At 62.2% G+C, this 22,576-nt stretch carries 25 protein-coding genes and 1 tRNA gene; 18 read left to right on the top strand and 8 right to left on the bottom strand.

Annotated features, from left to right (window positions below):
• The first annotated feature begins 82 nt into the window (after positions 1–82).
• The 5 genes from wrbA (at position 83) to G410_RS17385 (ending at position 3,438) form a co-directional block, all read left to right on the top strand.
• Entirely contained in the window at positions 83–682 is a 600-nt protein-coding gene (gene wrbA / locus G410_RS0107845) for an NAD(P)H:quinone oxidoreductase (RefSeq protein WP_022673102.1), read from the top strand.
• Positions 683–726: 44 nt separating this feature from the next.
• The gene (locus G410_RS16080; RefSeq protein ID WP_051137256.1) at positions 727–1,443 is read left to right on the top strand and encodes an RluA family pseudouridine synthase; all 717 of its coding nucleotides are present in this window, start codon (positions 727–729) and stop codon (positions 1,441–1,443) included.
• A complete protein-coding gene (gene arfB / locus G410_RS0107855; protein WP_033317469.1) occupies positions 1,430–1,825 on the top strand; it encodes an alternative ribosome rescue aminoacyl-tRNA hydrolase ArfB in 396 nt (131 codons plus the stop codon). Before G410_RS16080 ends, arfB begins: the two co-directional genes overlap by 14 nt.
• Before the next feature lie 74 nt (positions 1,826–1,899).
• Positions 1,900–2,394 (top strand): GAF domain-containing protein, encoded by a 495-nt coding sequence (locus tag G410_RS0107860; protein WP_022673104.1) that lies wholly within the window; start codon positions 1,900–1,902, stop codon positions 2,392–2,394.
• A 162-nt stretch (positions 2,395–2,556) separates the two neighbouring features.
• The gene (locus tag G410_RS17385; RefSeq protein ID WP_084489093.1) at positions 2,557–3,438 is read left to right on the top strand and encodes a glycine zipper 2TM domain-containing protein; all 882 of its coding nucleotides are present in this window, start codon (positions 2,557–2,559) and stop codon (positions 3,436–3,438) included.
• Positions 3,439–3,555: 117 nt separating this feature from the next.
• Here the strand turns inward: G410_RS17385 and G410_RS0107870 are convergent, their stop codons facing one another.
• Positions 3,556–4,299, bottom strand: coding sequence for an arginyltransferase (locus G410_RS0107870; protein WP_028971214.1), 744 nt, complete (start codon positions 4,297–4,299; stop codon positions 3,556–3,558).
• Positions 4,300–4,441: 142 nt separating this feature from the next.
• Positions 4,442–5,719, bottom strand: coding sequence for a threonine ammonia-lyase (locus tag G410_RS0107875; protein WP_022673107.1), 1,278 nt, complete (start codon positions 5,717–5,719; stop codon positions 4,442–4,444).
• Between the two features lie 56 nt (positions 5,720–5,775).
• On the opposite strand from G410_RS0107875, the gene G410_RS0107880 reads away from it, so the two are divergent.
• The 3 genes from G410_RS0107880 (at position 5,776) to G410_RS0107890 (ending at position 8,641) form a co-directional block, all read left to right on the top strand.
• The gene (locus tag G410_RS0107880) at positions 5,776–6,657 is read left to right on the top strand and encodes an NAD(P)-dependent oxidoreductase (protein WP_022673108.1); all 882 of its coding nucleotides are present in this window, start codon (positions 5,776–5,778) and stop codon (positions 6,655–6,657) included.
• A gap of 2 nt (positions 6,658–6,659) precedes the next feature.
• Positions 6,660–8,312 carry an amidohydrolase gene (locus tag G410_RS0107885; RefSeq protein WP_051137257.1) on the top strand — a complete coding sequence of 551 codons (1,653 nt, stop codon included), beginning with the start codon at positions 6,660–6,662 and terminating at the stop codon, positions 8,310–8,312.
• Positions 8,313–8,401: 89 nt separating this feature from the next.
• Positions 8,402–8,641 (top strand): hypothetical protein, encoded by a 240-nt coding sequence (locus G410_RS0107890; RefSeq protein ID WP_022673110.1) that lies wholly within the window; start codon positions 8,402–8,404, stop codon positions 8,639–8,641.
• A gap of 98 nt (positions 8,642–8,739) precedes the next feature.
• Here G410_RS0107890 and G410_RS0107895 read toward each other — a convergent pair whose 3' ends face one another.
• The gene (locus G410_RS0107895; RefSeq protein ID WP_022673111.1) at positions 8,740–10,143 is read right to left on the bottom strand and encodes a DEAD/DEAH box helicase; all 1,404 of its coding nucleotides are present in this window, start codon (positions 10,141–10,143) and stop codon (positions 8,740–8,742) included.
• Between the two features lie 180 nt (positions 10,144–10,323).
• Positions 10,324–10,842, bottom strand: coding sequence for a hypothetical protein (locus G410_RS0107900; protein WP_022673112.1), 519 nt, complete (start codon positions 10,840–10,842; stop codon positions 10,324–10,326).
• A 220-nt stretch (positions 10,843–11,062) separates the two neighbouring features.
• Between G410_RS0107900 and G410_RS0107905 the strand changes: the two genes are divergently transcribed.
• Both G410_RS0107905 and G410_RS16090 read left to right on the top strand, forming a co-directional pair.
• Entirely contained in the window at positions 11,063–11,842 is a 780-nt protein-coding gene (locus tag G410_RS0107905) for a SapC family protein (RefSeq protein ID WP_022673113.1), read from the top strand.
• Between the two features lie 3 nt (positions 11,843–11,845).
• Positions 11,846–12,400, top strand: a complete 555-nt coding sequence (locus G410_RS16090; protein ID WP_022673114.1) for a cytochrome b — start codon at positions 11,846–11,848, stop codon at positions 12,398–12,400.
• A gap of 223 nt (positions 12,401–12,623) precedes the next feature.
• On the opposite strand, the gene G410_RS0107915 is transcribed toward G410_RS16090, so the two are convergent.
• On the bottom strand, positions 12,624–13,502 hold the full coding sequence (locus G410_RS0107915) for an N-formylglutamate amidohydrolase (RefSeq protein WP_022673115.1): 879 nt from the start codon (positions 13,500–13,502) through the stop codon (positions 12,624–12,626).
• A 138-nt stretch (positions 13,503–13,640) separates the two neighbouring features.
• On the opposite strand from G410_RS0107915, the gene cpdR reads away from it, so the two are divergent.
• The 6 genes from cpdR (at position 13,641) to G410_RS0107945 (ending at position 17,987) form a co-directional block, all read left to right on the top strand.
• Positions 13,641–14,027 carry a cell cycle two-component system response regulator CpdR gene (gene cpdR, locus G410_RS0107920; protein ID WP_022673116.1) on the top strand — a complete coding sequence of 129 codons (387 nt, stop codon included), beginning with the start codon at positions 13,641–13,643 and terminating at the stop codon, positions 14,025–14,027.
• A gap of 110 nt (positions 14,028–14,137) precedes the next feature.
• Positions 14,138–14,212: transfer RNA gene (locus tag G410_RS0107925), tRNA-Val, on the top strand.
• Positions 14,213–14,363: 151 nt separating this feature from the next.
• Entirely contained in the window at positions 14,364–14,840 is a 477-nt protein-coding gene (locus G410_RS0107930) for a hemerythrin domain-containing protein (RefSeq protein WP_022673117.1), read from the top strand.
• Positions 14,841–14,896: 56 nt separating this feature from the next.
• Positions 14,897–15,664, top strand: coding sequence for a thioesterase family protein (locus G410_RS0107935; protein ID WP_022673118.1), 768 nt, complete (start codon positions 14,897–14,899; stop codon positions 15,662–15,664).
• A 259-nt stretch (positions 15,665–15,923) separates the two neighbouring features.
• The gene (locus G410_RS0107940; protein ID WP_022673119.1) at positions 15,924–17,270 is read left to right on the top strand and encodes a spinster family MFS transporter; all 1,347 of its coding nucleotides are present in this window, start codon (positions 15,924–15,926) and stop codon (positions 17,268–17,270) included.
• 102 nt (positions 17,271–17,372) lie between these two features.
• Entirely contained in the window at positions 17,373–17,987 is a 615-nt protein-coding gene (locus G410_RS0107945; RefSeq protein WP_022673120.1) for a flavin reductase family protein, read from the top strand.
• 11 nt (positions 17,988–17,998) lie between these two features.
• Here the strand turns inward: G410_RS0107945 and rlmN are convergent, their stop codons facing one another.
• The 3 genes from rlmN to G410_RS0107960 form a co-directional block, all read right to left on the bottom strand.
• Positions 17,999–19,255, bottom strand: coding sequence for a dual-specificity RNA methyltransferase RlmN (gene rlmN / locus G410_RS0107950; protein WP_028971218.1), 1,257 nt, complete (start codon positions 19,253–19,255; stop codon positions 17,999–18,001).
• Between the two features lie 83 nt (positions 19,256–19,338).
• Positions 19,339–19,821 (bottom strand): hypothetical protein, encoded by a 483-nt coding sequence (locus G410_RS0107955; protein ID WP_022673122.1) that lies wholly within the window; start codon positions 19,819–19,821, stop codon positions 19,339–19,341.
• A complete protein-coding gene (locus G410_RS0107960; protein ID WP_022673123.1) occupies positions 19,818–20,456 on the bottom strand; it encodes a histidine phosphatase family protein in 639 nt (212 codons plus the stop codon). The genes G410_RS0107955 and G410_RS0107960 overlap by 4 nt, the downstream gene beginning before the upstream one ends.
• Positions 20,457–20,590: 134 nt before the next feature.
• Between G410_RS0107960 and G410_RS0107965 the strand changes: the two genes are divergently transcribed.
• Positions 20,591–21,253, top strand: coding sequence for an outer membrane protein (locus G410_RS0107965; protein WP_022673124.1), 663 nt, complete (start codon positions 20,591–20,593; stop codon positions 21,251–21,253).
• A gap of 147 nt (positions 21,254–21,400) precedes the next feature.
• A complete protein-coding gene (gene dnaN, locus G410_RS0107970; protein ID WP_022673125.1) occupies positions 21,401–22,516 on the top strand; it encodes a DNA polymerase III subunit beta in 1,116 nt (371 codons plus the stop codon).
• Positions 22,517–22,576 lie beyond the last annotated feature (60 nt).

Here is a 22,576-nt window from a genome sequence, read left to right on the forward strand (position 1 = left end):
TGGATGACGGGCCGGTCACCTGGCACGGCAATGCGCCTGCCCCATCACTCCCCCCACCATTCAGACAGAAAGATTTTCGATCATGAGCAAGGTCCTCGTCCTATATTATTCGTCCTACGGCCACACCGGTGCCATGGCAGACGCCATTGCCAAAGGTGCCCGCGACGCCGGCGCGCATGTCGATGTGAAGCGGGTGCCGGAAACCGCGCCGGAAGACGTGGTCGAGTCTGCGGGATTCCAGCATGACGAGAGCCATGCGGTGGCCGCAGTCGACGATCTGAAGGAGTACGACGCGATCATCGTCGGCTCCCCCACCCGCTATGGCCGCCTGACCAGCCAGATGGCCGCGTTCTGGGATCAGACCGGCGGACTGTGGCAGAATGGTGGCCTGGTCGGCAAAGTCGGCGCGGCGTTCACGTCCACCGCCAGCCAGCATGGCGGCCAGGAAACGACGCAATTCTCGATCCTGACCAATCTGCTGCATCACGGCATGATCATCGTCGGCCTCGACTATGGTTTCGACGGTCAGCTGACGCTGGAGGCGGTGCATGGCAATTCGCCTTATGGCGCCAGCACCATCGCAGCGGGCGACGGCAGCCGCCAGCCGAGCGAGCTCGATCTGGCCGGTGCGACCTATCTTGGCCGCCGCGTGGCGCAGACCGCGGCCAAGCTGATCGACTGATCGGCCTTGAACTTGCATCGGTCACCTGCCACGTCCGGCAGGTGATCGAAGTACCTGTAACCCTTTTCATCGACGGCGAAGCGCTGGTGGTCGACAAGCCCGCCGGGCTGGATGTCGACACACCCAAGCGCGGCGGCTTCAGCCTTGTGTCCATGCTGGGCGCACTGCGCTTCGGCTTCAAGCGGGAGCCGAGCGCAGTGCACCGGCTGGACCGGGACACGTCGGGCTGCCTCCTGCTGGCGCGGCATCCCAAGGCGCATGCCCGCTTCGCCAAGGCCTTCGAGGATGGGCTGGTCGAGAAAGTCTATCTCGGCATTCTGGACGGTGTGCCGGAACAGCGAGAAGGCACGATCGAACTGTCGCTGGCGAAGCAAAGCTCCAAGGAGCGCGGCTGGCGCATGATTGCCGCCAAGGCCGGCAAGACTGCGGTGACCCATTGGCGCGTCGTGGCCGAGGAACATGGCAAGGCGCTGGTCGAGTTTCGCCCGGAAACCGGACGCACCCATCAGCTGCGCGCCCATGCGCTGTATGGCATCGGCATCCCGCTGATGGGCGATCCGGTCTATGGCACTGGCGAGCAGACCTTGCTCCACGCCAGCGCCATCCGGCTGCAACGCGACGGGAAGGACCCCGTGGAAGCACATGCGCCGCTACCGAAGATCTTCCTGTCCCACGGGTTCAGCGATCCGCAGCCGGCGCTCCATCCAGTGCCAGACACGCCGAAGGCAGCGCCTGCCGACGAAGCCGATGCGCGTTCCTGAAGAATATATCGACGAAAGCTTTTTGGCCGGATCCGGCCCGGGCGGCCAGAATGTCAACAAGGTGGAAACGACCGCGCAACTGCGCGTGAATATTTTCGCCCTCGGCCTGCAGCCCTATGCCTATCGGCAGCTGAAGGATCTGGCCGGTTCGAAACTGACCAAGGACGGCGTGCTGGTGATCACGGCGCGCACACACCGCACGCGCGAAGCCAATCGGGACGAGGCGCGGAGGCGGCTCACCGCGTTGCTGACCAAGGCGCATCATCGCGATGCCAAGCGCCGCAAGACCAAACCCAGCCGCGCCGCCAAGGCCCGCCGGGTCGAGGGCAAGAAGAAACGCAGCGCGGTGAAGCAGAAACGTGGCCGCGTGACGCTGGATTGAAATTGGGCGACTGGAACCGGCGCCCGCGCTCGCAACCGCCGTCCGAATAACGACAAGAATTGAGGAAGTAAGAGATGTTCGCCTTCGATATCGACCCCGACATGCCCACAGCGCAGCGCTGGGACGAGATCATGGCCGCCGCCGACGCCCTGACCGAGGGTGAAGCCGATGCGGTGGCCAATATGGCCAATGTGGCCGCGCTGCTGTGGCAATTCCTGCCGGACGTGAACTGGACCGGTTTCTACCGCATGTCCGGGGGCGAACTGGTGCTCGGCCCGTTCCAGGGCAAGGCGGCCTGTATCCGCATTCCGGTGGGGAAAGGCGTGTGCGGCGCAGCCGTGGCGGACAAGGCGACGCAGCTGGTGGCAGATGTGCACGCGTTCGAAGGGCATATTGCCTGCGATGCGGAGAGCCGGGCCGAACTGGTGGTGCCGCTGCTGCGCGATGGGGAGGTGCTCGGCGTGATCGATCTGGACAGCCCAACGCCGTCGCGATTCTCGAATGAGGATGCCGCCGGATGCGAGCGGCTGGCCGAAATGCTGGTGTCCCGCCTGCCCGCCGCCTTGTAGCAACCGATCAAGTAAGCGCGGGTGCAACCGCTTCAAAACGGGACGAATTTTCAGCACGCCACGCGCCCACTGGTGGCAAGCGGCTGTAAATGTTAAGGAACTCTTAAGCAAACGCGCACGTTCGACTTGGAAGATGCGGACGGCCTTAGGAGCGACCTGATCATGAAAAATTTCGCCTGTTTATGGATGTCTGCCCCGCTATTGGCCGTGGCAGCGCCAGCATTGGCCGCGCCGGACTCTCCGCGCTACGAACCTTATGGCGCGGAATATGCGCCCACCGCGCCTTACGACGAGGGTGCCTATGCCTGGAACGACCGGGTCTATTCCGAACAGGATTCACAGACTGGCGTGTATGACGGCACCTGGACCGGCAATTATGTCGACGATCAGGGCCGCGTCTATCAGGGCGAATGGAACGGGACCTATGTCGACGAAAACGGCCAGGCCTATCGCGGCAATTATCGCGGCACATCCGTCGGCGCACCGCGCTACGGCTATGAAACCGGTGGCAATGCCCGCGCCCCTTATGCGCAAGATGGCGACTATCCGGTCGCTTACCGGAATGGTGATCGCCGCTATGCGCCGGGATATGACAGCCGGTATCCGCGACAGGACAATGGCGTTGGCGGCGCGGTGATTGGCGGCGTGGCGGGCGGCATTGCCGGCAATCTTATCGGCGGGCGCGGCAATCGTCTTGCCGGCACGCTTATCGGTGGCGGCCTTGGCGCGGCAGCTGGTTATGCCATCGACCGGGCGGAGGATCGCGGACGCACGCCGGTGCGTGGTTATACCGATGGCCGGCCCTATGATCCACGCTATGCAGATCCGCGTTATGCCGACCGCGCTGGCGCCCATTATGTTTATGGCACACCGACCGGCTATGGCTGGCAGGGACAGCCTGTGGCCAATGGCTATTACGCCCAGCCGCAAAACTATGGGGGCACCACCACCACCGTCGTGGTCGTACCGGGACAGACCACCTCCACGACGACCACGACCGTGACCGAGGAATATGTCGATGTCAGTAGCGGCCAACGCCGCTAACGGCTGCTAAGCAGGGGCTGCAACCGCTGAGGCGTTCCGATATTTGCAATAAAAAACCCCGCCACCATCATGGTCGGCGGGGTTTTTTATGAGCCGGGTGCCACGCTCGCGGGCGGATTACCGCCCCGGTGGATCGAACCGCTCCCACCCATCGGGGCCAAGCTTTTCCAGAGGACGATAGCGGATTTTATACTGCATCCGGTCGGACCCTTCGACCCAATAGCCCAGATAGACATAAGGCAGCCCGGCTTTGCGGGCGCGCAAGATGTGATCGAGAATGATGTAATTGCCCAGCCCCTTGCGATCCTCGCAGGCGGGATCGAAAAAGCTGTAGATCATCGACAATCCATCGGACTGCTGATCGGTCAGACAGGCACCGACCAATTTGCCGGGGCGGCCGTCCACGGCGGGCTCGCGATATTCGATCACATAGCTGTTCACGGGCGTCTGCTCGACCATGTCGGCATAATCCGTATCGTCCATGTCGTTCATCCCGCCGTCGGGATGGCGGGTGGTGAGATAATTGCGCAGCAGCTCATATTGCTCGGACGTGGACCAGGGGCGGCAGGCGGTGACCTGCAGATCTTCGTTCCGGCGGATCAGCTTGCGCTGCGTCGCACCGGGCGAAAACTCATTGGCCAGGACGCGCACCGACACACAGGCGCGGCAGTCCGCACAACTGGGCCGATAGGCGACATTCTGGCTGCGCCGAAAGCCTATCCGCCCCAGCGCGTCGTTGAGTTCATCGGCGTGCGTGCCGTTGAGTTCGGTGAACACCTTCCGCTCGGTGCGCCCGGGAAGATAGGGGCACGGCGCGGGGTTGGTCAGGAAAAATCGGGGGAAGCGTACCGGTGCGCTCACGGGGAATAATGGTCCTGGCCAGTGAAAGAGACATGCGTGTGAAGAAGGAATCTAGGCGCAGCGATTCCTCATGGAAAGCCGATTTACCACGTTTCGGCGCAAGATTGAAACGTCTGGGTCGATAGTTGGGCGCCCGAGTCGCTCAGTCCATCTCCACACGGTGCACCGCATATCCCTCATCCAGCAGTTCGCTGATGAGGGCATCGAGCTGCGGCTTGTCGCGCGCTTCGCATTCGATATCGGTGATCAATCCCTTGGCCGGCAGGTTGGTGAAAATACGCTGATGATAGATCTCGATGATGTTGACGCGGTGCGCATCGAATATCCGCATCACGCGGAACAACGCGCCGGGGCGATCCTGCAAGGTGATCCGCAGACGGGATAGCTGGCCCGAGCGCGCCAGATCACGGATCAGCACATTGGCCAGAAGGCGGGTATCGATATTGCCGCCGCACAGCACCAGCCCGACATTCTTGCCCTTGAAGCGTTCCGGCGCATCCAGCACGGCAGCGAGGCCGGCAGCGCCCGCCCCTTCCACCACGGTCTTCTCGATCTGCAGCAGCAGGCTGACCGCGCGCTCCAGCTGCGGCTCGCTGACCAGCAGAATATCGTTCACACGCTCGGCGATCCATTGCCGCGTGAGGGCGCCCGGCTCCTTCACCGCAATACCCTCGGCAAGCGTATCGCCCGCGCATTCGCCCGTGCCGCCCTTCACCGCGCCGAACATGGACGGATAGAGCTCCGCCTCCACGCCCACCATCTCGATGCCGGGCTTGACCGCGCGCGCCGCCGTGGCGATTCCGGACATCAGCCCGCCGCCGCCGATCGGCACGACCATGACATCGAGATCCGGGACGACATCGAGCATTTCCAGCGCGATCGTTCCCTGCCCGGCCGCCACGTCCGGATCGTCGAACGGATGGACGAAGGTCAGCCCCTGTTCCTTCTCCAGCTGGCGGGCATGGGCATAGGCGTCATCGAACTTCTCGCCGAACAGCACCACCTGGCCGCCCACGCTTTCCGTCTGCTTCACCTTCACCACCGGCGTCGTGACCGGCATGACGATGGTGGCCGGAATACCGAGCCGGGTGGCGTGATAGCTGAGGCCCTGCGCGTGATTGCCGGCAGACGCGGCAATCACGCCCTTGGAGCGGCGCTCCTCGCTCATCAGCAACAGCGCGTTGAGCGCGCCGCGCTCCTTGAAGCTGGCGGTGAACTGATGGTTTTCGAACTTCAGATAGATGTTCGCCCCGGTCATCTCGCTCAGCGTGCGGCTATAGGTCGTTGCCGTGCGGATGATCGACCCCTCCAGCCGCTCGGCCGCGGCACGGACATGGTCCACGGTCAGAAGGCTGGCGGCCTCTTGCGCGCTGACAGGGTGGGCGGCGGGCGGGGCGGCGATGCTGGACTGCTCGTTCATGGCAGCGGGCTATCCTGTCTGGTCCTGACGTGCAACGCCCGTTAAGGGTAGATGCCATGACCAAAATCGCATTTATCGGGCTCGGCGTGATGGGCTTTCCCATGGCCGGCCATCTGGCCGCCGCCGGGCATGACCTCACCGTCTACAATCGCACCACATCCAAAGCGCAAAGCTGGGTGCAACAGCATGGCGGTGCATCGGCCGCGTCGCCGAAAGAGGCAGCGTCCGGCGCAGATATCATATTCACCTGCGTCGGGAATGACGACGATCTGCGCTCGGTCACGCTGGGGGATAACGGCGCATTTGCCGGCCTTTCCAAAGGCGCGCTATTTGTCGATCACAGCACCGTATCGGCAGATGTCGCCCATCAGCTGGCCGATCTTCTGGCGGAACAGGGCTGCGAGAGCATCGATGCACCGGTATCCGGCGGCCAAGCTGGGGCGGAAAATGGCAAGCTGGCCATCATGTGCGGCGGATCGGACTCGGCGATGGACCGCGCCCGCCCGGTGATGGACGTCTACGCCGCGCGCATCGTCCATATCGGCGGCGTCGGGGCCGGGCAGACCACCAAGATGGTCAACCAGATCTGCATCGCAGGCGTTCTTGCCGGCCTTTCGGAAGGGATAAGATTTGCGCAGGCGAGCGCGCTCGATCTCGGCAAGGTAAAGGACGCCATTTCCGGCGGCGCCGCGCAAAGCTGGCAGATGGACAATCGCTGGGACAGCATGACGCAGGGCCAGTTCGATTTCGGCTTTGCCATCGACTGGATGCGCAAGGATCTTGGGCTGGCGCTCGAAGAGGCGCGCCGCAATGGCGCCAGCCTGCCGACGGCAGCGGCGGTCGATCAATATTATGCCGAGGTTCAGGCCATGGGCGGCAATCGCCAGGACACGAGCGCGCTGATCCGGCGGCTGCGCAAGAGCGGAGAGAGCAATTGACGCTGAAACATCGATTGGCGGGCGCGTTTCTGCTCGCATCCAGCTTGCTGGCGACGCCTGCTTTGGCCGACGGGCTCTATGATAATGTCAACGGCATGACGCTGGACGAAGATGGAAAACTCATCCGCTTCACCGGCATCCTGATCGACCGTGATGGCAAGGTCAGCAAGCTGCTGGGCCGAAAGGACAAACGCCCGCGCGAGCTGGATTGGCGTGAGGACGGCGACGGCCGCACGCTGATGCCGGGCTTCATCGATGCGCATGGCCATGTCATGGGCCTCGGCTTCCAGCAGCTCACGCTCGACCTGTCCGCCACCACGTCGCTTGAAGAGGCGCAGGCCGCCATCGCCGCCTATGCGCAGAAGTTCCCGGATCGCCAATGGATCATCGGCCGCGGCTGGAATCAGGAAAGCTGGGGCCTCGGGCGTTTCCCGACGGCCGCTGAGCTCGACGCGATCGTGCCGGGCAGACCGGTCTGGCTGGAGCGGGTCGACGGCCATGCCGGCTGGGCCAACAGCGCCGCCATGTCGGTGGCCGGTATTACCGGCAAGACGAAATCTCCTGCCGGTGGCCGCATCGAAATGCAGGATGGCAAACCGAGCGGCGTCTTCGTCGACAATGCGTCCTCGCTTATCCAGCAATTTGTGCCCGTACCGCGCCCCGGGGAACGCGATCTCGCCTTGGCCGAGGCGCAGGCGCTGCTCCTGTCCAAGGGGGTCACCGCCACCGCAGACATGGGCGTAACTATTGAGGATTGGCAGAGCTATCGCCGGGCTGGCGATGCCGGCTGGCTGAATATGCACGTGGCGGCCTATGCGGCGGGCGTAGACCAGATGGTGCTGATCGCCGGACCGAAGCCCACGCCCTGGCTCTATGATGACAAGCTGAAGCTTGCCGGCGTGAAGCTGTATCTTGACGGCGCACTGGGCAGCCGCGGCGCGTGGCTCAAGCAGCCCTATGCCGATGCGCCGGGGGAAACCGGCCTGCCGATGCTGGGCAGCGCCGAACTGCGCAATCTCATGAGCCGCGCAGCCATGGACGGGTTCCAGACCGCTGTGCACGCCATTGGCGATGCTGCCAATGCGGAGGTCATCGGCGCGGTCGATGAATTGGCCGAAACATATAAGGGCGATCGCCGCTGGCGCATCGAGCATGTCCAGATCGTCGACCCCGTCGATCTGCCCAAACTTGGCGAGCATGGCATTATTTCGTCGATGCAACCGGTCCACCAGACAAGCGACCGGACCATGGCCGAAGCGCGATTGGGCCCGCAGCGGCTGGACGGAGCCTATGCCTGGCGCTCCATACTCGACCAGGGGGGCATGCTGGCCTTCGGATCCGATTATCCGGTGGAATCCCCCGATCCTTTCGCCGGGTTCGCAGCCGCCATCTCGCGCACGGGAACGGATGGTCAGCCTTTTGGCGGATGGCGCCCGCAGGACGCGGTCAGCCGCACACAGGCCTTGGCAGCGTTCACGACCGCCGCCGCCTATGCGCAGTTCGCAGAAGACGTGATCGGCAGCCTCACGCCCGGCCACCGCGCCGATTTCATCCTCATCGATCGTGATATCATGCTGGCCAGCCCGACGGAAATTCGCGCGACACAGCTGCTGGAAACATGGGTCAACGGGAAGCCGGCCTATCGCGCGAAATGAATCGCAGTTTCATGCTGCAGTGCAACTATTGATTAGTCGGTGCTTGGCTGCTAGCAATTTAAGGCTTGTTATAAGCAGGGAGAATTAAAATGAAGATTGGGAAGCTAGCAGCAGCAGCCGCTGTTCTTTCGCTCACGGCAACACCAGCGCTTGCTCAGGCGTCCTCTGCAGAGCTGTCGGTAGCCAACGTGCAGCGCGATGGCGGGCTGTTCGATAGCGAGAGCGATCTCGCCGGTAGCAATGTGCTGATTGGTATTGCCATTGTCGCAGCCATCATTGGTGCGATTGTGGTCGTTGCTGACGATGACGATGAGCCAGTCAGCCCCTGACTTACCCGGTTATATTTTAGAAAAGGGAGCGCTTGTTCGCTCCCTTTTTTTTGGCTGCTTCAAAGGACAGCCCATGGTCCGCCTATCGGAACGCGCGCTTACACGCCGACGCTGAGAAAATCGGGAACGGGCCCGTTCCAATCACCAGGCGTGCTCGCAGCGACGGTTTCGGAGCGTGCGCTACGGCGCGGTTCTTTGCTGCGCTTTTCCGGTAGTGCTGCCGCCGGTCGCTCCATCTCTTCCACCGGAGCCACGGCTTTTTCTTCCGCCGCTTTGGAAGCGTCCTGCCGGGATTTGCGCGTGCGTGCGGACCGGCGTTTTGGCGGTGCGGCCTCGCCATCGGAACTGCCTTCGCCGTCGCGCGTCCCTTCGGGCGCCGGCTCAGACGATGCGTCTTCCCCACGCGAGATCGTTGTCCCAATCAGCTTTTCGATATTCTCGAGCGCTTCTTCATCATCGGGCGTGACGAAAGTATACGCTATGCCGTTGGCTCCTGCGCGTCCGGTGCGGCCGATGCGATGCACATAATCGTCCGGATGCCAGGGGCAATCGAAGTTGAAGACGTGGCTTACGCCCTTCACGTCCAGACCGCGCGCCGCCACATCGGACGCGACGAGGATGTTGACCTTGCCTTCCTTGAACAGGTTCAGCTCGGCGATGCGCGCCGATTGGTCCATGTCTCCATGGATCTCCCCGCTGGAGAAACCGCGCTTCTGCAGATCCTTGTTGAGATCGCGCACGGTGGTCTTGCGGTTGCAGAACACGATGGCGGTCTGCACCTTGTCCTTTTCAAGCAAAGCCCGCAGCTTGGCCTTCTTGGTTCGCGATGTGACCTTGATCAGGCGCTGATCGATATTGGTGGCTGCCGTGGCGGGGCGCGCCACTTCGATATGCTTGGGATTGGACAGGAAGCGGTCGGCCAGCTTCTTGATCGGCCCCGGCATCGTCGCAGAAAACAGCAGCGTCTGCCGTGTCGCCGGCAGTTTGGAACAGATATTCTCGATGTCGGGAATGAATCCCATGTCGAGCATGCGGTCCGCCTCGTCGATCACCAGCAGCTCGCAGCCATTGAGGAGGATCTTGCCCCGTTCGAACAGATCCATCAGGCGCCCGGGCGTGGCGATGAGCACGTCGACGCCTTTTTCCAGCGCCTTCAACTGATCGCCCATGGAAACGCCGCCGATAAGCAGCGCCATGTTGAGCTTGTGATTGCGACCATATTGCTCGAAATTTTCGGCAACCTGCGCCGCCAGTTCGCGCGTCGGCTCCAGAATCAGCGACCGGGGCATCCGCGCGCGGCTGCGCCCCTGGGCCAGAATGTCGATCATCGGCAGCACGAAGCTCGCCGTCTTGCCGGTACCGGTCTGCGCCACACCGATAATGTCGCGCATCATCAGCACGGATGGAATCGCATTGGCCTGAATCGGGGTCGGCTCGGTATAGCCGGCCTCATTGACCGCTTTCAGTAGCTCATCGGAAAGACCGAGATCGGCGAAGTTCATCCATGATCCTGATATTTGCCGGAACCGCAAACAGGCGCCCGGTCTTTGAAATGAAGCGAGCCCGAAGCGGGAGCACTCGTCACGTTACACGCAGGATGCCTTGCCCCTGCGTGTCATCCTGCTTGGCCAATGCTGCAACAACGCCCTATAGTCAAGCTGCGCCGCCATGCAGGCGGTCGATCATCTGTCGTCGTCTAGCTCTATTCTTCTGAACCGATCGATCTCGCAACGCATGCCGGAACGCGCCATCAGCACATCGCGCTCGGCACAAAGCTTCCCGTCCTTGGCCCGCTCCATGTACATCCCGCCATGGAAATCCATCGCAAGACAGCCTCCGTCCAGATAGGCGCGCACGCGCTTGTTGTCTTTCGTCAAAAAATCCAGGGCGCGGCTGCGCGACGGCGTCATCCCCACAATCTGATCCGCTGCAACGCACTGCTTCATCTTCTTTTCGACATAGCTTGGAGGGCGCATCGCCTCCGACGTCCGCCGCGTATCGTTGGTTGCGGAAAGCTGCGTGCGGTTGGATGCCCGGCGCGGCACGCGTATGATAACGCGTTGCTGGATGCGGACCTGATATACCGGCTGCGCACCGATATCCGGCGCCGCAATGGGTGAATCGCCAGCAGGATCGGGAATTTCTGCCGCCCCGCCCATGGCGGCCACGGCCGTCAAAAAGACGAGCCATTCCAAAATCACATCAACATCCCAACGTCGTTCACTCCGCCATCACGGTCTTCTGTCGCCGCGCGATTGAACGTGGACTGAACTCACTCGTCAACCCCGCAGCCTGGACGTGGGCCAGATAACATTGCAAACCGTCACTCGCCCTTGCGTGCTATAGTGCAGGGTCTTAAGGCGCTTCATCAGTCTTTTCACGTCGCTGCAGGCGACCGACTTTCGTAACGGAGCAGATGCCATGGCCAGCGCGCCGACCCCCAATACCCTTCCCATGTTCTATAATGATCTTGTGCCGCTCAACAGCGAGCAGCATGGCAACTGGCGCACGCGCGGTCTGGACGATGCCAAATTTCTGTCCAACCAACATGCCATTCCGATCACGGTGGACGAATTTGTAGCTTGCTCGCGCACCTACCCGATTATCTTTTCGTCCGGCGAACAGCCTGTGCCTCTGGCATTGATGGGCCTGAACGAAGGCGTGAATACGTTCATTAATGACGACGGCAAGATCGACCAGCCGGTTTACTTGCCCGCCTATATTCGCCGCTATCCCTTCCTGCTCGCGCGTTTGCAGCCGGACAGCGATGAGCTGTCGCTCTGTTTCGATCCGACGGCCGGCGCGATCGGCGAATTCGATGAAGGCGAAAAGCTGTTCGAAGACGGCCAGCCCAGCGAGGCCACCAAGGGCATATTGAAATTCTGCGAGGACTTCGAACAGTCCGGTGCCCGCACGCAGGCCTTCATGGAAGAGCTGAAGAAAAGCGGCCTGCTGATGGATGGTGAAGTTTCGATCCAGCAGAACGGGGTCGAGCAGCCCTTTATCTATCGCGGCTTCAGCATGATCGATGAGCAGAAGCTGAAGGATCTGCGTGGTGACGAACTGCGCAAGATGAACCAGAATGGCATGCTGCCACTCATCCACGCCCACATGTTCTCGCTGCAATTGATGCGGGAGCTTTTTTCCCGTCAGGTACAGCTCGGCAAGATGCCGCAGGTGACCGAAGCACCGCACGTCTGATCTATGGCAGCACGCGCGAAAAACGGCCTGGAACGGTTCAGCACGGTCGCCATCGTGCTGCACTGGGTCATCGCCCTGCTCGTCATTTCCAATCTGGTCCTCGCCAAAGTTGCCGAGGGCCTGAAAGGTGCCGAGCGAGGGGCGCTGATGGGCGCGCATACTGCGCTCGGCATGGCCGTTTTGGCGTTCAGCGTCCTTCTGGTTGCCTGGCGCATCACCCACGCCCGGCCCCCTTATCCCGCACAGCTGGCCGGCTGGGAGCGGCTATTGAGCAGCGTGGTCAGAGTGGTGTTCTACCTGCTGATCGTGGCTATTCCGCTGTCAGGCTGGCTGATGGTTTCCGTCCATGAAGGCGCGCGCGGCATCGACTTTTTCGGCCTCTTCACGGTGCCGCCTTTGCCGATCAGCGCCAGCGATCAGGGCGGGAACATCGTCGAAGCCGTGCATAAAAATCTTGGCGGCGCGATGATCTATCTGATCGGGCTGCACGTGCTCGGCGCACTGAAGCATCAGTTTTTCGACAAGATGCCATATTTCCATCGCATGTGGCCGAGCTGAGCGCCATGCGCCATTTGGACGTGGTTTTTGGCTAATTCCGCCTGGACTTTGCCCACTCGGCATAATCTTTGCAAAAAGCCATGGCGAATTATTGAAACCAAATTTGCCCCGCCTTATTTAAGAAGCGACGGGCATCCCCCCTCTTGTCCGTCTGGTGCCTTCTCGGCACCATCTCCCTGAGCCTTGGCCACCCCCAAAAGGGGTGGTCTTTTTGTGTCAGTGGCTATTCGGCGGCATGCAGCCACGCCCGGCCCGCCAGTTCCTCCTCCAGCCGCAGCACCAGCGCATGAACCCATTGCGCCATCCGGCTCACCTTCTCGGCGTCCGGCTCCCGCCCCCGCGCATCGAGATAGAGCGCGCGGTCACATTCCAGCTGCAGGGCATGAATGTTGCGCGCAGGCTGGCCATGGCGGGCCAGAATATGGCCCCCCGCATAGGGATGGTTGAGCGCTGCGACGAAGCCGGCCGACCGCGCATGATCGAGGGCAAGCGACGCGAATCTGTTCGCTGCACTCCGCCCGAACCGGTCTCCGATCACGATGCGTGGAATACGGTCCGCCGGGAACCGCAGGCTCGGCATGCTGTGCACGTCCAGCAACAGTGCGCCGCCAAACCGTGCCTGCATGGCATCCAGCGTCTGCGCGATCTGCGCATGATAGGGCGCGTGATCGCGCGCGATGCGCTGCTCCAGATGCGTGCGCGGTAACCGTCCGCGCCACAATTCGCCTCCCGTGCCGAGCCAGCGCGGCACCAGGCCGAGACCGCCGCGCACCTTGGCGCTGGGCGGATCGACCTCGGCTGCATCCAGACCGTCGACCATGGCGACATCGATCTCCCGCTCCGCGCGGTTGAGATCGATCCACGCCCGCGGCCGCCGTGCGATGATGCAGGGAAAGCCGGCGGCAATCGCATCGCGGGTCAGCAGATCGACATAACGATCTTCCAGCCGCTGCAGGATCGCCGGGGAAACACGGGCCTGACGCAGGATCTCATCCGGATAGTCCCGGCCGGCATGCGGCACCGACAAGAGGACGGGACGGTTCGGTGTCTGAAGGTCATGCCCAGCAAAGCTGTCATCATCGGGACGGGTTGCCATGGTCATGCGGCGCCAAGCCTATGCGGGGCCATGCCGCCGCGCAATGATTTGCCCGCAATCGGCCATAGAAAATAAACCTTCGCGCGCTAGAAAGGACCTCCGCCGCCAATTTCCTGCCAAAATCTCCGGAGCCCTGCACGTCCCATGTCCGATCCCATTCGCATTCTGCTTGCCGAAGACGACGATGCCATGCGCGGCTATTTGACCCGGGCGTTGGAAAAATCGGGATATGACGTCGTTGCCGTCGACCGTGGAACCGAGGCGTTGCCCCTGCTGGAAGCACAGCGGTTCGATCTGCTGCTGACAGATATCGTGATGCCAGAAATGGATGGGATCGAGCTGGCCCAGCGATGCGGGAAGATCTCACCGCACACGCAGGTCATGTTCATCACCGGTTTTTCCGGCGTGACCCTGCGTGCCGGGCAGGAAGTTCCGCGCGCCAAGCTGCTTTCCAAACCCTTTCATCTGCGCGATCTCGTGATGGAAGTGGACCGCATGTTTGCCGACGAGAGCAAAAGCGGACTGATCTGACAGGCGGGCCGATCATGCATCCCGTGATTAATCTGCTTGAATGCCCCGCAGCGACTGGTTAGAGGGGCGACCTTCGGACGCGCTCACTGTCGGCGCGGACTTCGGAAAATGGGCGTATAGCTCAGTGGTAGAGCACCGTGTTGACATCGCGGGGGTCGCAAGTTCAATCCTTGCTACGCCCACCATTTTCCGAAAATTGCACGTTTCCGTAGCGTGTTTGGCCCGAACCGGGCCGCAATCCTTCAGTCCAGGCAAGCGTTTCGGGTCCGTAACGGGAACCGAATCGATACGCTTCCCATTGAATGCTCCAGAAACCCCGACAGCATGGAGCATTCGATGTCCGATATATTCGACCGCCTGAAAAAGGATCATGACACGCATCGCGATATGCTGGAACAGCTAGGCGATACGAGCGGCGACAGCGACACGCGCAAGACGCTGTTCGAGAAATTCCGTATCGAGGTCAGCGCCCATGCGGCTGCCGAGGAGGAAACACTCTACGCGGTCATGCTGCAGGATCCCGAACTGCGCGAAGAGGGCCAGCATTCCGTGTCAGAGCACAAGGAAATCGATGATTTCCTGGAGGAACTGCAGGACACCGATATGTCCAGCCCTGGCTGGCTGGCCACCTTCAAGAAGATGCGCCACCGCTATGAACATCATATCGACGAAGAAGAGCAGGACATCTTCCCCGTGGCGGAAAAGCAGCTCGAAAAAGGCGTGCCCGATGCGTTGAAAGACAAGTTCGAGGATCGCAAGCCAGCGGAAATCGAGCGGGCCAAGGAAGGTGAGCGCAACGAAGCCCTGGATTGAGCTTTACGCCATGAACGGGGTTGCGGCCTGCCGCGCCCCGTTTACACGGGTTCCTCATGAACCTTGTCGATATCCTCGCATCGCTGCGCGCCAATGATTTGACCGCGCAAATTCCTTCCGGCTGGATGCAGGGGCGCACGGCCTATGGCGGGCTGAGCAGCGCCATCGCCCTGGAAGCCGCCCGGACGGTTGCGGACGATCTGCCGCCTCTGAAAAGTGGCCAGATCGCCTTTGTCGGCCCGATCGCCGAACAGGTGACGGCCACACCAAGATTGCTCCGGCGCGGCAAGAACACCGCGTTCGTGCAGGTCGAGCTGGAAAGCCAAGGCGGTATCGGGCTGATCGGCAGCTTCATTTTCATGAACGGACGCGATAGCGACATTGCGTTCGATCATATCCCCAGCCTCGACCTTCCGCCCGTACCGGCCGATGACGAGACCCGGACGGGTCCGGCTGAATTTTTTACATCCCAGATGGATTATCCGGACAAGCGGCTGGTGCTCGGCGAAGGCAATGTGCACCTGGCCAATTGGCACCGTCTGCGCGAGCGAGACGGTCTCGACGGCGCGACCGAATTGATGGCGATCGCCGATGCGCTTCCGCCAGCCGCGATGGGAGCGATGACCAAACCCGGCCCCGTCAGCACGATGAACTGGCAGTTCAATTTATTGACCGACAATCCGACCACCGAACAGGGCTGGTGGTGGGTCGACGCCGATGGCCATCAAGCGGCCAACGGCTCCAGCAGTCAATATATGTCCCTGCGCAATGCTGCCGGAGAGCCTGTGATGATGGGCATGCAATCGGTCGCCGTGTTCGCCTGACCATTTCCTGCCGTGCCAATCGACCATGAAAATGCATCTGCACGGAGCCGTGTGTTAGCGGTCGCGCCGCTTTTCTATCCATAGCGACCGAAAGCGGCCTCTACCCGGCGCGGGGTCATTCCCGTGCACGGTGCCCGCTCGGCGACGGCGCCCATCTTGCTACATAGCCGTATTGACGCGGACCATACCGCGTATTCGAAAATCGCTTGCGCACTAGTGCAAGGCTGATAGCCTGCAGGTCCTTCAGGAGAGGATTGCCATGACCAGCCAGCCGGCGCGTTTCGCCGAAGCCATAATGCCGGACGTCAGCCCGAGAGCGCGCAAGATCACGCTGACTCTGCTGACGATCACCTATTTTTTCAGCTATATGGATCGCCAGATCCTCTCCATCCTGCTGGAGGATATCAAAGCCGATCTGATCCTGACGGACACGCAGCTGGGCATCATTTCCGGGCTGGCCTTCGCTGTTTTCTATGCGACCCTGGGCATACCGGTGGCATGGCTGGCGGATCGCAAGAACCGGCGCAACATTATCGCGGTCGCGCTGGCTTTATGGAGCGGGGCAACTGCGCTGTGCGGCTTTGCCAATAATTTCCTGCATCTGCTGCTCGCGCGGATCGGCGTCGGCATCGGTGAAGCTGGATCCAGCCCGCCAAGCCATTCGATGATTGCCGACCTCTATGGGCCGGACAAGCGCGCCGGAGCGCTGGCCATCTATTCTCTCGGCGTGACGCTGGGCGCGGCCATGGGCACTATTCTGGGTGGCACCGTCGCGCATTATTTCGGCTGGCGCATGGCGTTCTTCGTCATCGGCCTGCCCGGCATATTGCTGGCCGTGGCGGTGCGCCTGTTCGCGGTCGAGCCGCCACGCGGCATGTCGGACGCCGCGCAAACCATATCCGATGACAGCAGCCCGACCCTGGCCGACGGATTTCGTGCGATGTGGGCCAATCGTGCCGCACGCCATCTGGTTGCCGGTGTCACGATCACCTCGATGATCGGCTATGGACTGACCTTCTGGGGCCCGGCTTATTATATCCGCAGCTTCGGTTTCGATAAGCTGCAGATCGCCATGTACATCGCGCCGATTCTGGCCGTCGGCGGCGTCGTCGGCACGGTCGGCGGCGGCAAGCTGGCCGACTGGTGCGCGAGCCGATATGGCCTGCACAGCCAGAGCCTGATGATCGCCATTCTGAAGACGATCGCCCTGCCCTTCCTGTTCGCGCTCTATCTGATCTATGATCCGTGGATCGCCATGGGCAGCTATTTGATCGCGCTGATTTTCCAGACCGGCTATCTCGGCCCCACCTTTGCGCTGATCCAGGGGCTTGCACCGTTGAAGATGCGCGCGGTCTGGGCGGCGATCACCTTGCTGGTGATCAACCTGATCGGGCTGGGCGCCGGACCGACCGCGATCGGCATCCTGTCCGACGTCTATACGCCGATGTTCGGAGACGAGTCGCTGCGTTATGCCCTGCTGACCGGGGCTGCGCTGACGCCATGGGCGGTGTTCCATTATTGGCGCGCGGGCGTACTGTTGAAGGTTGACCAGCAGAAGGCTGCGGGTCAGGAGCCTGGAGATTCGGCGAAAACCGTTATCGCCTGAACATTTGACGGGCTGCGGTTCCATGGAACGGCCGGCATGGCCTGGACGAAGCGTGTCTTTCACGTCTGGTCATGCTGCCTCGCAGACTCTAGACCAATCGTCATGAGCATTCATTATTACGAACCTGCCGCCGGGCACGGCCTGCCGCATAATCCGTTCAACGCCATCGTCGCGCCGCGCCCCATCGGCTGGGTGGGGACGACCAGCCGGGACGGCACGCACAATCTGGCGCCCTACAGCTTCTTCAACGCGTTCAACTATATCCCGCCGATCGTGGGATTCTGCAGCGTTGGCGACAAGGATTCGCTCAAGAATGTGCGCGACGTGCCGGAGTTCAGCTGGAACCTGGCGACTTGGGATCTGCGCGACCAGATGAATGCGTCCTCCGCCGGACTGGATCATGGCATGAGCGAGTTCGAAGCCGCCGGCATTGCGATCGAGCAGGCGCGTATCATCCGCCCGGCGCTCGTCGCGGCTTCACCGGTGAAGTTCGAATGCAAGGTAACGCAGATCGAACAGCTCAAGACCGCCAGCGGCGATGACGTGCCGAGCTGGCTGATCCTGGGCGAAGTGGTCGGCGTGCATATCGACGAAAGCCTGCTCGAGGACGGCGTCTACCAGACCGAGCGCGCCCGCCCGATCATGCGCGGCGGCGGCCCCGGCGACTATTTCACGATTACCGAGGACAACAAGTTCTTCATGGGGCGGCCTGAATAGGCAGCGCCCTATCAGGCCTCGGCGGCTTCCGCCTCACGGTCCAGCTCGGCGCGGCTTTTCTTGACGGCGGCAGTCTTCAGCTGGCCGCAGGCGGCATCGATATCGCGGCCGCGCGGGGTGCGGATGGGTGCGCTGATCCCGGCTTCGAAGATGATATTGCTGAACTTGCGGATGCGGTCCGGGTCCGAACATTCATAGGGCGCACCGTCCCACGGATTGAACGGGATCAGATTGACCTTGGCCGGCAGACGATAGGCTTTCAGCAGCCGCACCAGCTCGCGCGCATCGGCATCGCTGTCATTCTTGTCCTTCAGCATCACATATTCGAACGTGATGCGCCGCGAATTGCTGGCACCGCCATAATCGGCGCAGGCCTGCAGCAACTCCTCGATGCCATATTTCTTGTTGATCGGCACGATCTCGTCACGCACTTCCTTGCTGACCGCGTGAAGCGATACGGCCAGGTTCACACCAATCTCGTCGCTGCACCGGCCCATCATCGGCACCACGCCGCTGGTCGACAGCGTGATCCGGCGGCGCGAAAGAGCGAGACCGGCGCTGTCCATCACGATCTTGAGCGCATCGCGGACATGATCGAAATTGTAGAGCGGTTCGCCCATGCCCATCATCACGATGTTGGTCAGCATCCGGCCATCGGCGGTGTAGGTGGCGGCGTCTTCATCCGCATCGTCGGTGCCGTCGCCGACATCCATATTGCCCTTAGGCCATTCGCCCAGCGAATCGCGCGCCAACATGACCTGGCCGACGATTTCTCCGGGCGTCAGATTGCGCACCAGCCGCATGGTGCCGGTGTGGCAGAAGCGGCAGTTGAGCGTGCAGCCAACCTGGCTCGATACGCACAGCGTGCCCCGGTCGGCGTCCGGAATGAACACCATTTCATAATCCTGGCCATCATCCGATCGCAGCAACCATTTGCGGGTGCCGTCCTCGCTCACCTGCGCCTCGACCACATTGGGGCGCGCTATGACGAAGCGCTCGGCCAGCCAGGGACGCATGGTCTTGGCGATATCGGTCATCGCCTCGAACTCGCTTGCACCGCGATGATAGATCCAGTGGAACACCTGCTTGGCGCGCAGCTTGGCCGCCTTCACATCCAGCCCGGCCTCCTCGAACAGCGCGCGGATCTGAACGGTGGAGAGCCCCATCAGGTCAAGCTTGCCATCCTGGCGCGGCGTGATGGCACGCGGGACGGGCACGGGATCGAAATGCCCTGCGATGGGCATGGCGGTGGTCAGACTGTCGGACATCGGCCCAATATAGTGGCGCCGCAGCACTTTGGGAAGCCGCGCGTCCACCTGTCAGGGCGCGGGCAGGAACCACCGTGCCAGACCTACCGCGCCAGACAGGCCAGGCGCGCCGCATCCACCGCGCTGGGCGCGCCTGCCAAGGCATATGCATCGACGATGGCCCGTCCACGCATATCCGTGCCTTCGATGCTCATCGCGTTGGCCATGCGGAGTGCCGACAATATGGCACGATCGGTGGCGGCATCGCTGGCCATCGCCTGGGTGCCTCGCCCATCCAGCGCGAACCGCCGTCCGCCGAGTGTCACCGTCAGGCTGCTGCCGGGCCGCCGTGCCCGGCTCAATCGGGCAAAGAAGCGCGCAGGCCCGTTTTCGCTATGGCTGAACCCGGCAGATGCCGTGCTGCGCTGCGGACCGGCAATCCGTTCCGGACGGGCGATGGCATAGCATTGTGCATCGGCACGGAACGCGCCCCAACCTTCGAATATGCCGACCATCTCCTGCGCGGCCACCGGTGCGGCCATCATCATGACGGCGGCCACCAGCCAGACCGCAATCGGCGGCCTCATCCTTTCTCGCCCTCGCCCGCGCCCAGCACGACCATCTCTTCCACACCATCGCAGATCATCACCATGCTGCCCTGGGGCAAGCCTTTCGCAACGGGCGCGCCAAAGCCATCGAGATCGGGCAGATCGCACAATAGGCCCCGCAAGACCCGGCTCGTCATGCCATGGCTGATCAGGATCATGTCATGCGCAAATTGCTGATCATCGATCCACGACCGCAGCCGGCGCGCCACATCTCCATAGCTTTCTGCGCCATCCGGCAAACGCTGGAACAGGCGATGCGCGCCATGGATCACAGGGCCTTGCGCCAGAAGGTCGCGATAATAGAGACCGCCCCAGCTGCCGACGTCGATTTCGTTCAGTCGCTCGTCGGTTCGCGCGTCATGCCAGTCACGACCGATCCTTTCGGTCACCAATGCCAGCGTCTGCAGGGCCCGGCCCGTATCCGACGCCACCAGATCAAGCACGCCATCAAATCCATCGAGATAGGCGCCCAGTCCTGCGCCCATAGTCTCCGCTTGCCGGAACCCCGCGCTGGTCAGCGGCGTATGCGCATGGGTTCCCTGCAAACGCCCGGCGGCATTGAAAACCGTCTCCCCATGGCGGGCGACAAACAGCCTTTTTCCGTTGCTATTCAAAAGCTTCCTGCCTCTATGTGATAATTAGGTCACAGGGTTTTGTTGTGTCAGGTTCATGAAACAATCTATTGCCCGGCCCGTTTTCTGATTGTGCGCATGCTAGAGAGCAGCGCCTCAAGAAACGGAGTACCATAATGCGTAAGATTTTTCTCCCTCTCCTCGTCACCGGCTCCGCCATCGCGGCACCTGCCATGGCTCAGAGCGCCATCGACGGCCCGTTCACCGGTCCGCGCGTGGAACTGACCACCGGTTATGACAATGTGTCCGCCGGTAGCGACAGCGATAGCGACATCGCCAATGACGACCAGTCGATCGACGGCCTGCTTTACGGCGTCGGCGTCGGGTACGATTTCAACGCCGGTGGTGTCGTCCTCGGTGTCGAAGGCGAATATAGCGGCAGCACCGCCAGCGTCGATTACAACAATGACGGCGGCGTCAACACCTTCGGTTTCGGCCGTGTGGACACGGGCCGTGACCTCTATGTCGGTGCCCGCGCCGGCATCCTCGCCAACCCGCAGACGCTGGTCTATGTGAAGGGTGGCTACACCAACGCGCAGCTCAACCTGCAGGCCAATGACGGCACCACCTCGCTGGACCGCAGCTATGAGCTGGACGGCTTCCGCGTCGGCGCCGGTGTGGAGCGTGCCTTCACGCCCAACACCTTCGGCAAGCTGGAATATCGCTATTCCAACTACAGTTCGGCCGATTTCGGCACCGACAACTCGGTCCTCGTGGACGACTTCCGCGTGGATACGGACCGTCACCAGGTGGCCGTGAGCGTTGGCTACCGCTTCTAATCCGAAGCTTATCCACGCGTTTCGGCGCGGGAAGGAAGGTCGGGGCGCTTGCCCCGGCCTTTTTTCATGGTAGGACGTGCCACCATTGCCTGGGGGACTCGCTTTCCACTGCGCAGAGGATGCCAATTGGGGGAAGAAGAGAGGTCCATGAAAGCCACGATCGAGCGCGCTAGCCTGTTGAAGAGCCTGGGCCATGTTCAGTCCGTGGTCGAGCGGCGCAACACCATCCCCATCCTGTCCAACGTGCTGATCGAAGCGCGCGAGGGCGGCGGGTTGAAGCTCATGGCCACCGATCTCGATCTGCAGATCGTCGAGACCGCCGATGCGCAGGTGGAGACCCCCGGCACCATCACCGTCAGCGCGCACACCCTGTTCGACATCGCCCGCAAGCTGCGCGAAGGCAGCCAGGTGGAGTTCCACGCCGCCGATGGCCGCATGCAGATCAATGCCGGCCGCGCGCGCTTTTCGCTCGCCACCCTGCCGCGCGACGACTTCCCGGTGATCGCCGAGGGCGAGTTGCCCACCAGCTTCGAGCTGAGCGCGCAGGACCTCGTCGCCATCATCGACAAGACGCGCTTCGCCATCTCGACCGAAGAGACGCGTTACTATCTCAACGGCATCTTCCTGCACGTCGCCGAAGATGGCGAGCCGGTGCTGAAAGCCGCCGCGACCGACGGGCACCGCCTGGCCCGCGTCACCCTGCCCCGCCCGGACGGCGCGGAGGGCATGCCCGACGTGATCGTGCCGCGCAAATGCGTGGGCGAGCTACGCAAGCTGCTCGACGAGAATGGCGAGGCCCGCGTGCAGATCGACCTCAGCGCGTCCAAGATCCGCTTCACGCTGGGCAATGCCGTGCTGACCAGCAAGCTCATCGACGGCACCTTCCCCGATTACAACCGCGTGATCCCCACCGGCAACGACAAGCTGCTGAAGATCGACCCCAAGAGCCTCGCCGAGGGCGTGGACCGCGTGGCCACCATCGCCACCGAGAAGACCCGCGCCGTCAAGATGGCGCTGGGCAAGGACAAGGTTACCCTGTCCGTCACCAGCCCGGAAAACGGCACCGCGGCCGAGGAAGTGCCCGGCGCATACAGCTCCGACGAGTTCGAGATCGGCTTCAATGCCCGCTACCTGCTCGACATTCTGGGCGAGATCGAAGGCGACAGCGTGGAGCTGCATCTGGCCGACGCCAGCGCCCCCACCCTGATCCGCGAAGGCGACAAGGCCCAGGCGCTCTACGTGCTGATGCCCATGCGGGTGTAACCCGCGAGACAGGAAAGCCGGGTGTAACCCGCAAGACCAGAACGCTGCGTCTGACGCACA

This window comes from Novosphingopyxis baekryungensis DSM 16222 (assembly GCF_000420305.1).
GTDB lineage: Bacteria > Pseudomonadota > Alphaproteobacteria > Sphingomonadales > Sphingomonadaceae > Novosphingopyxis > Novosphingopyxis baekryungensis.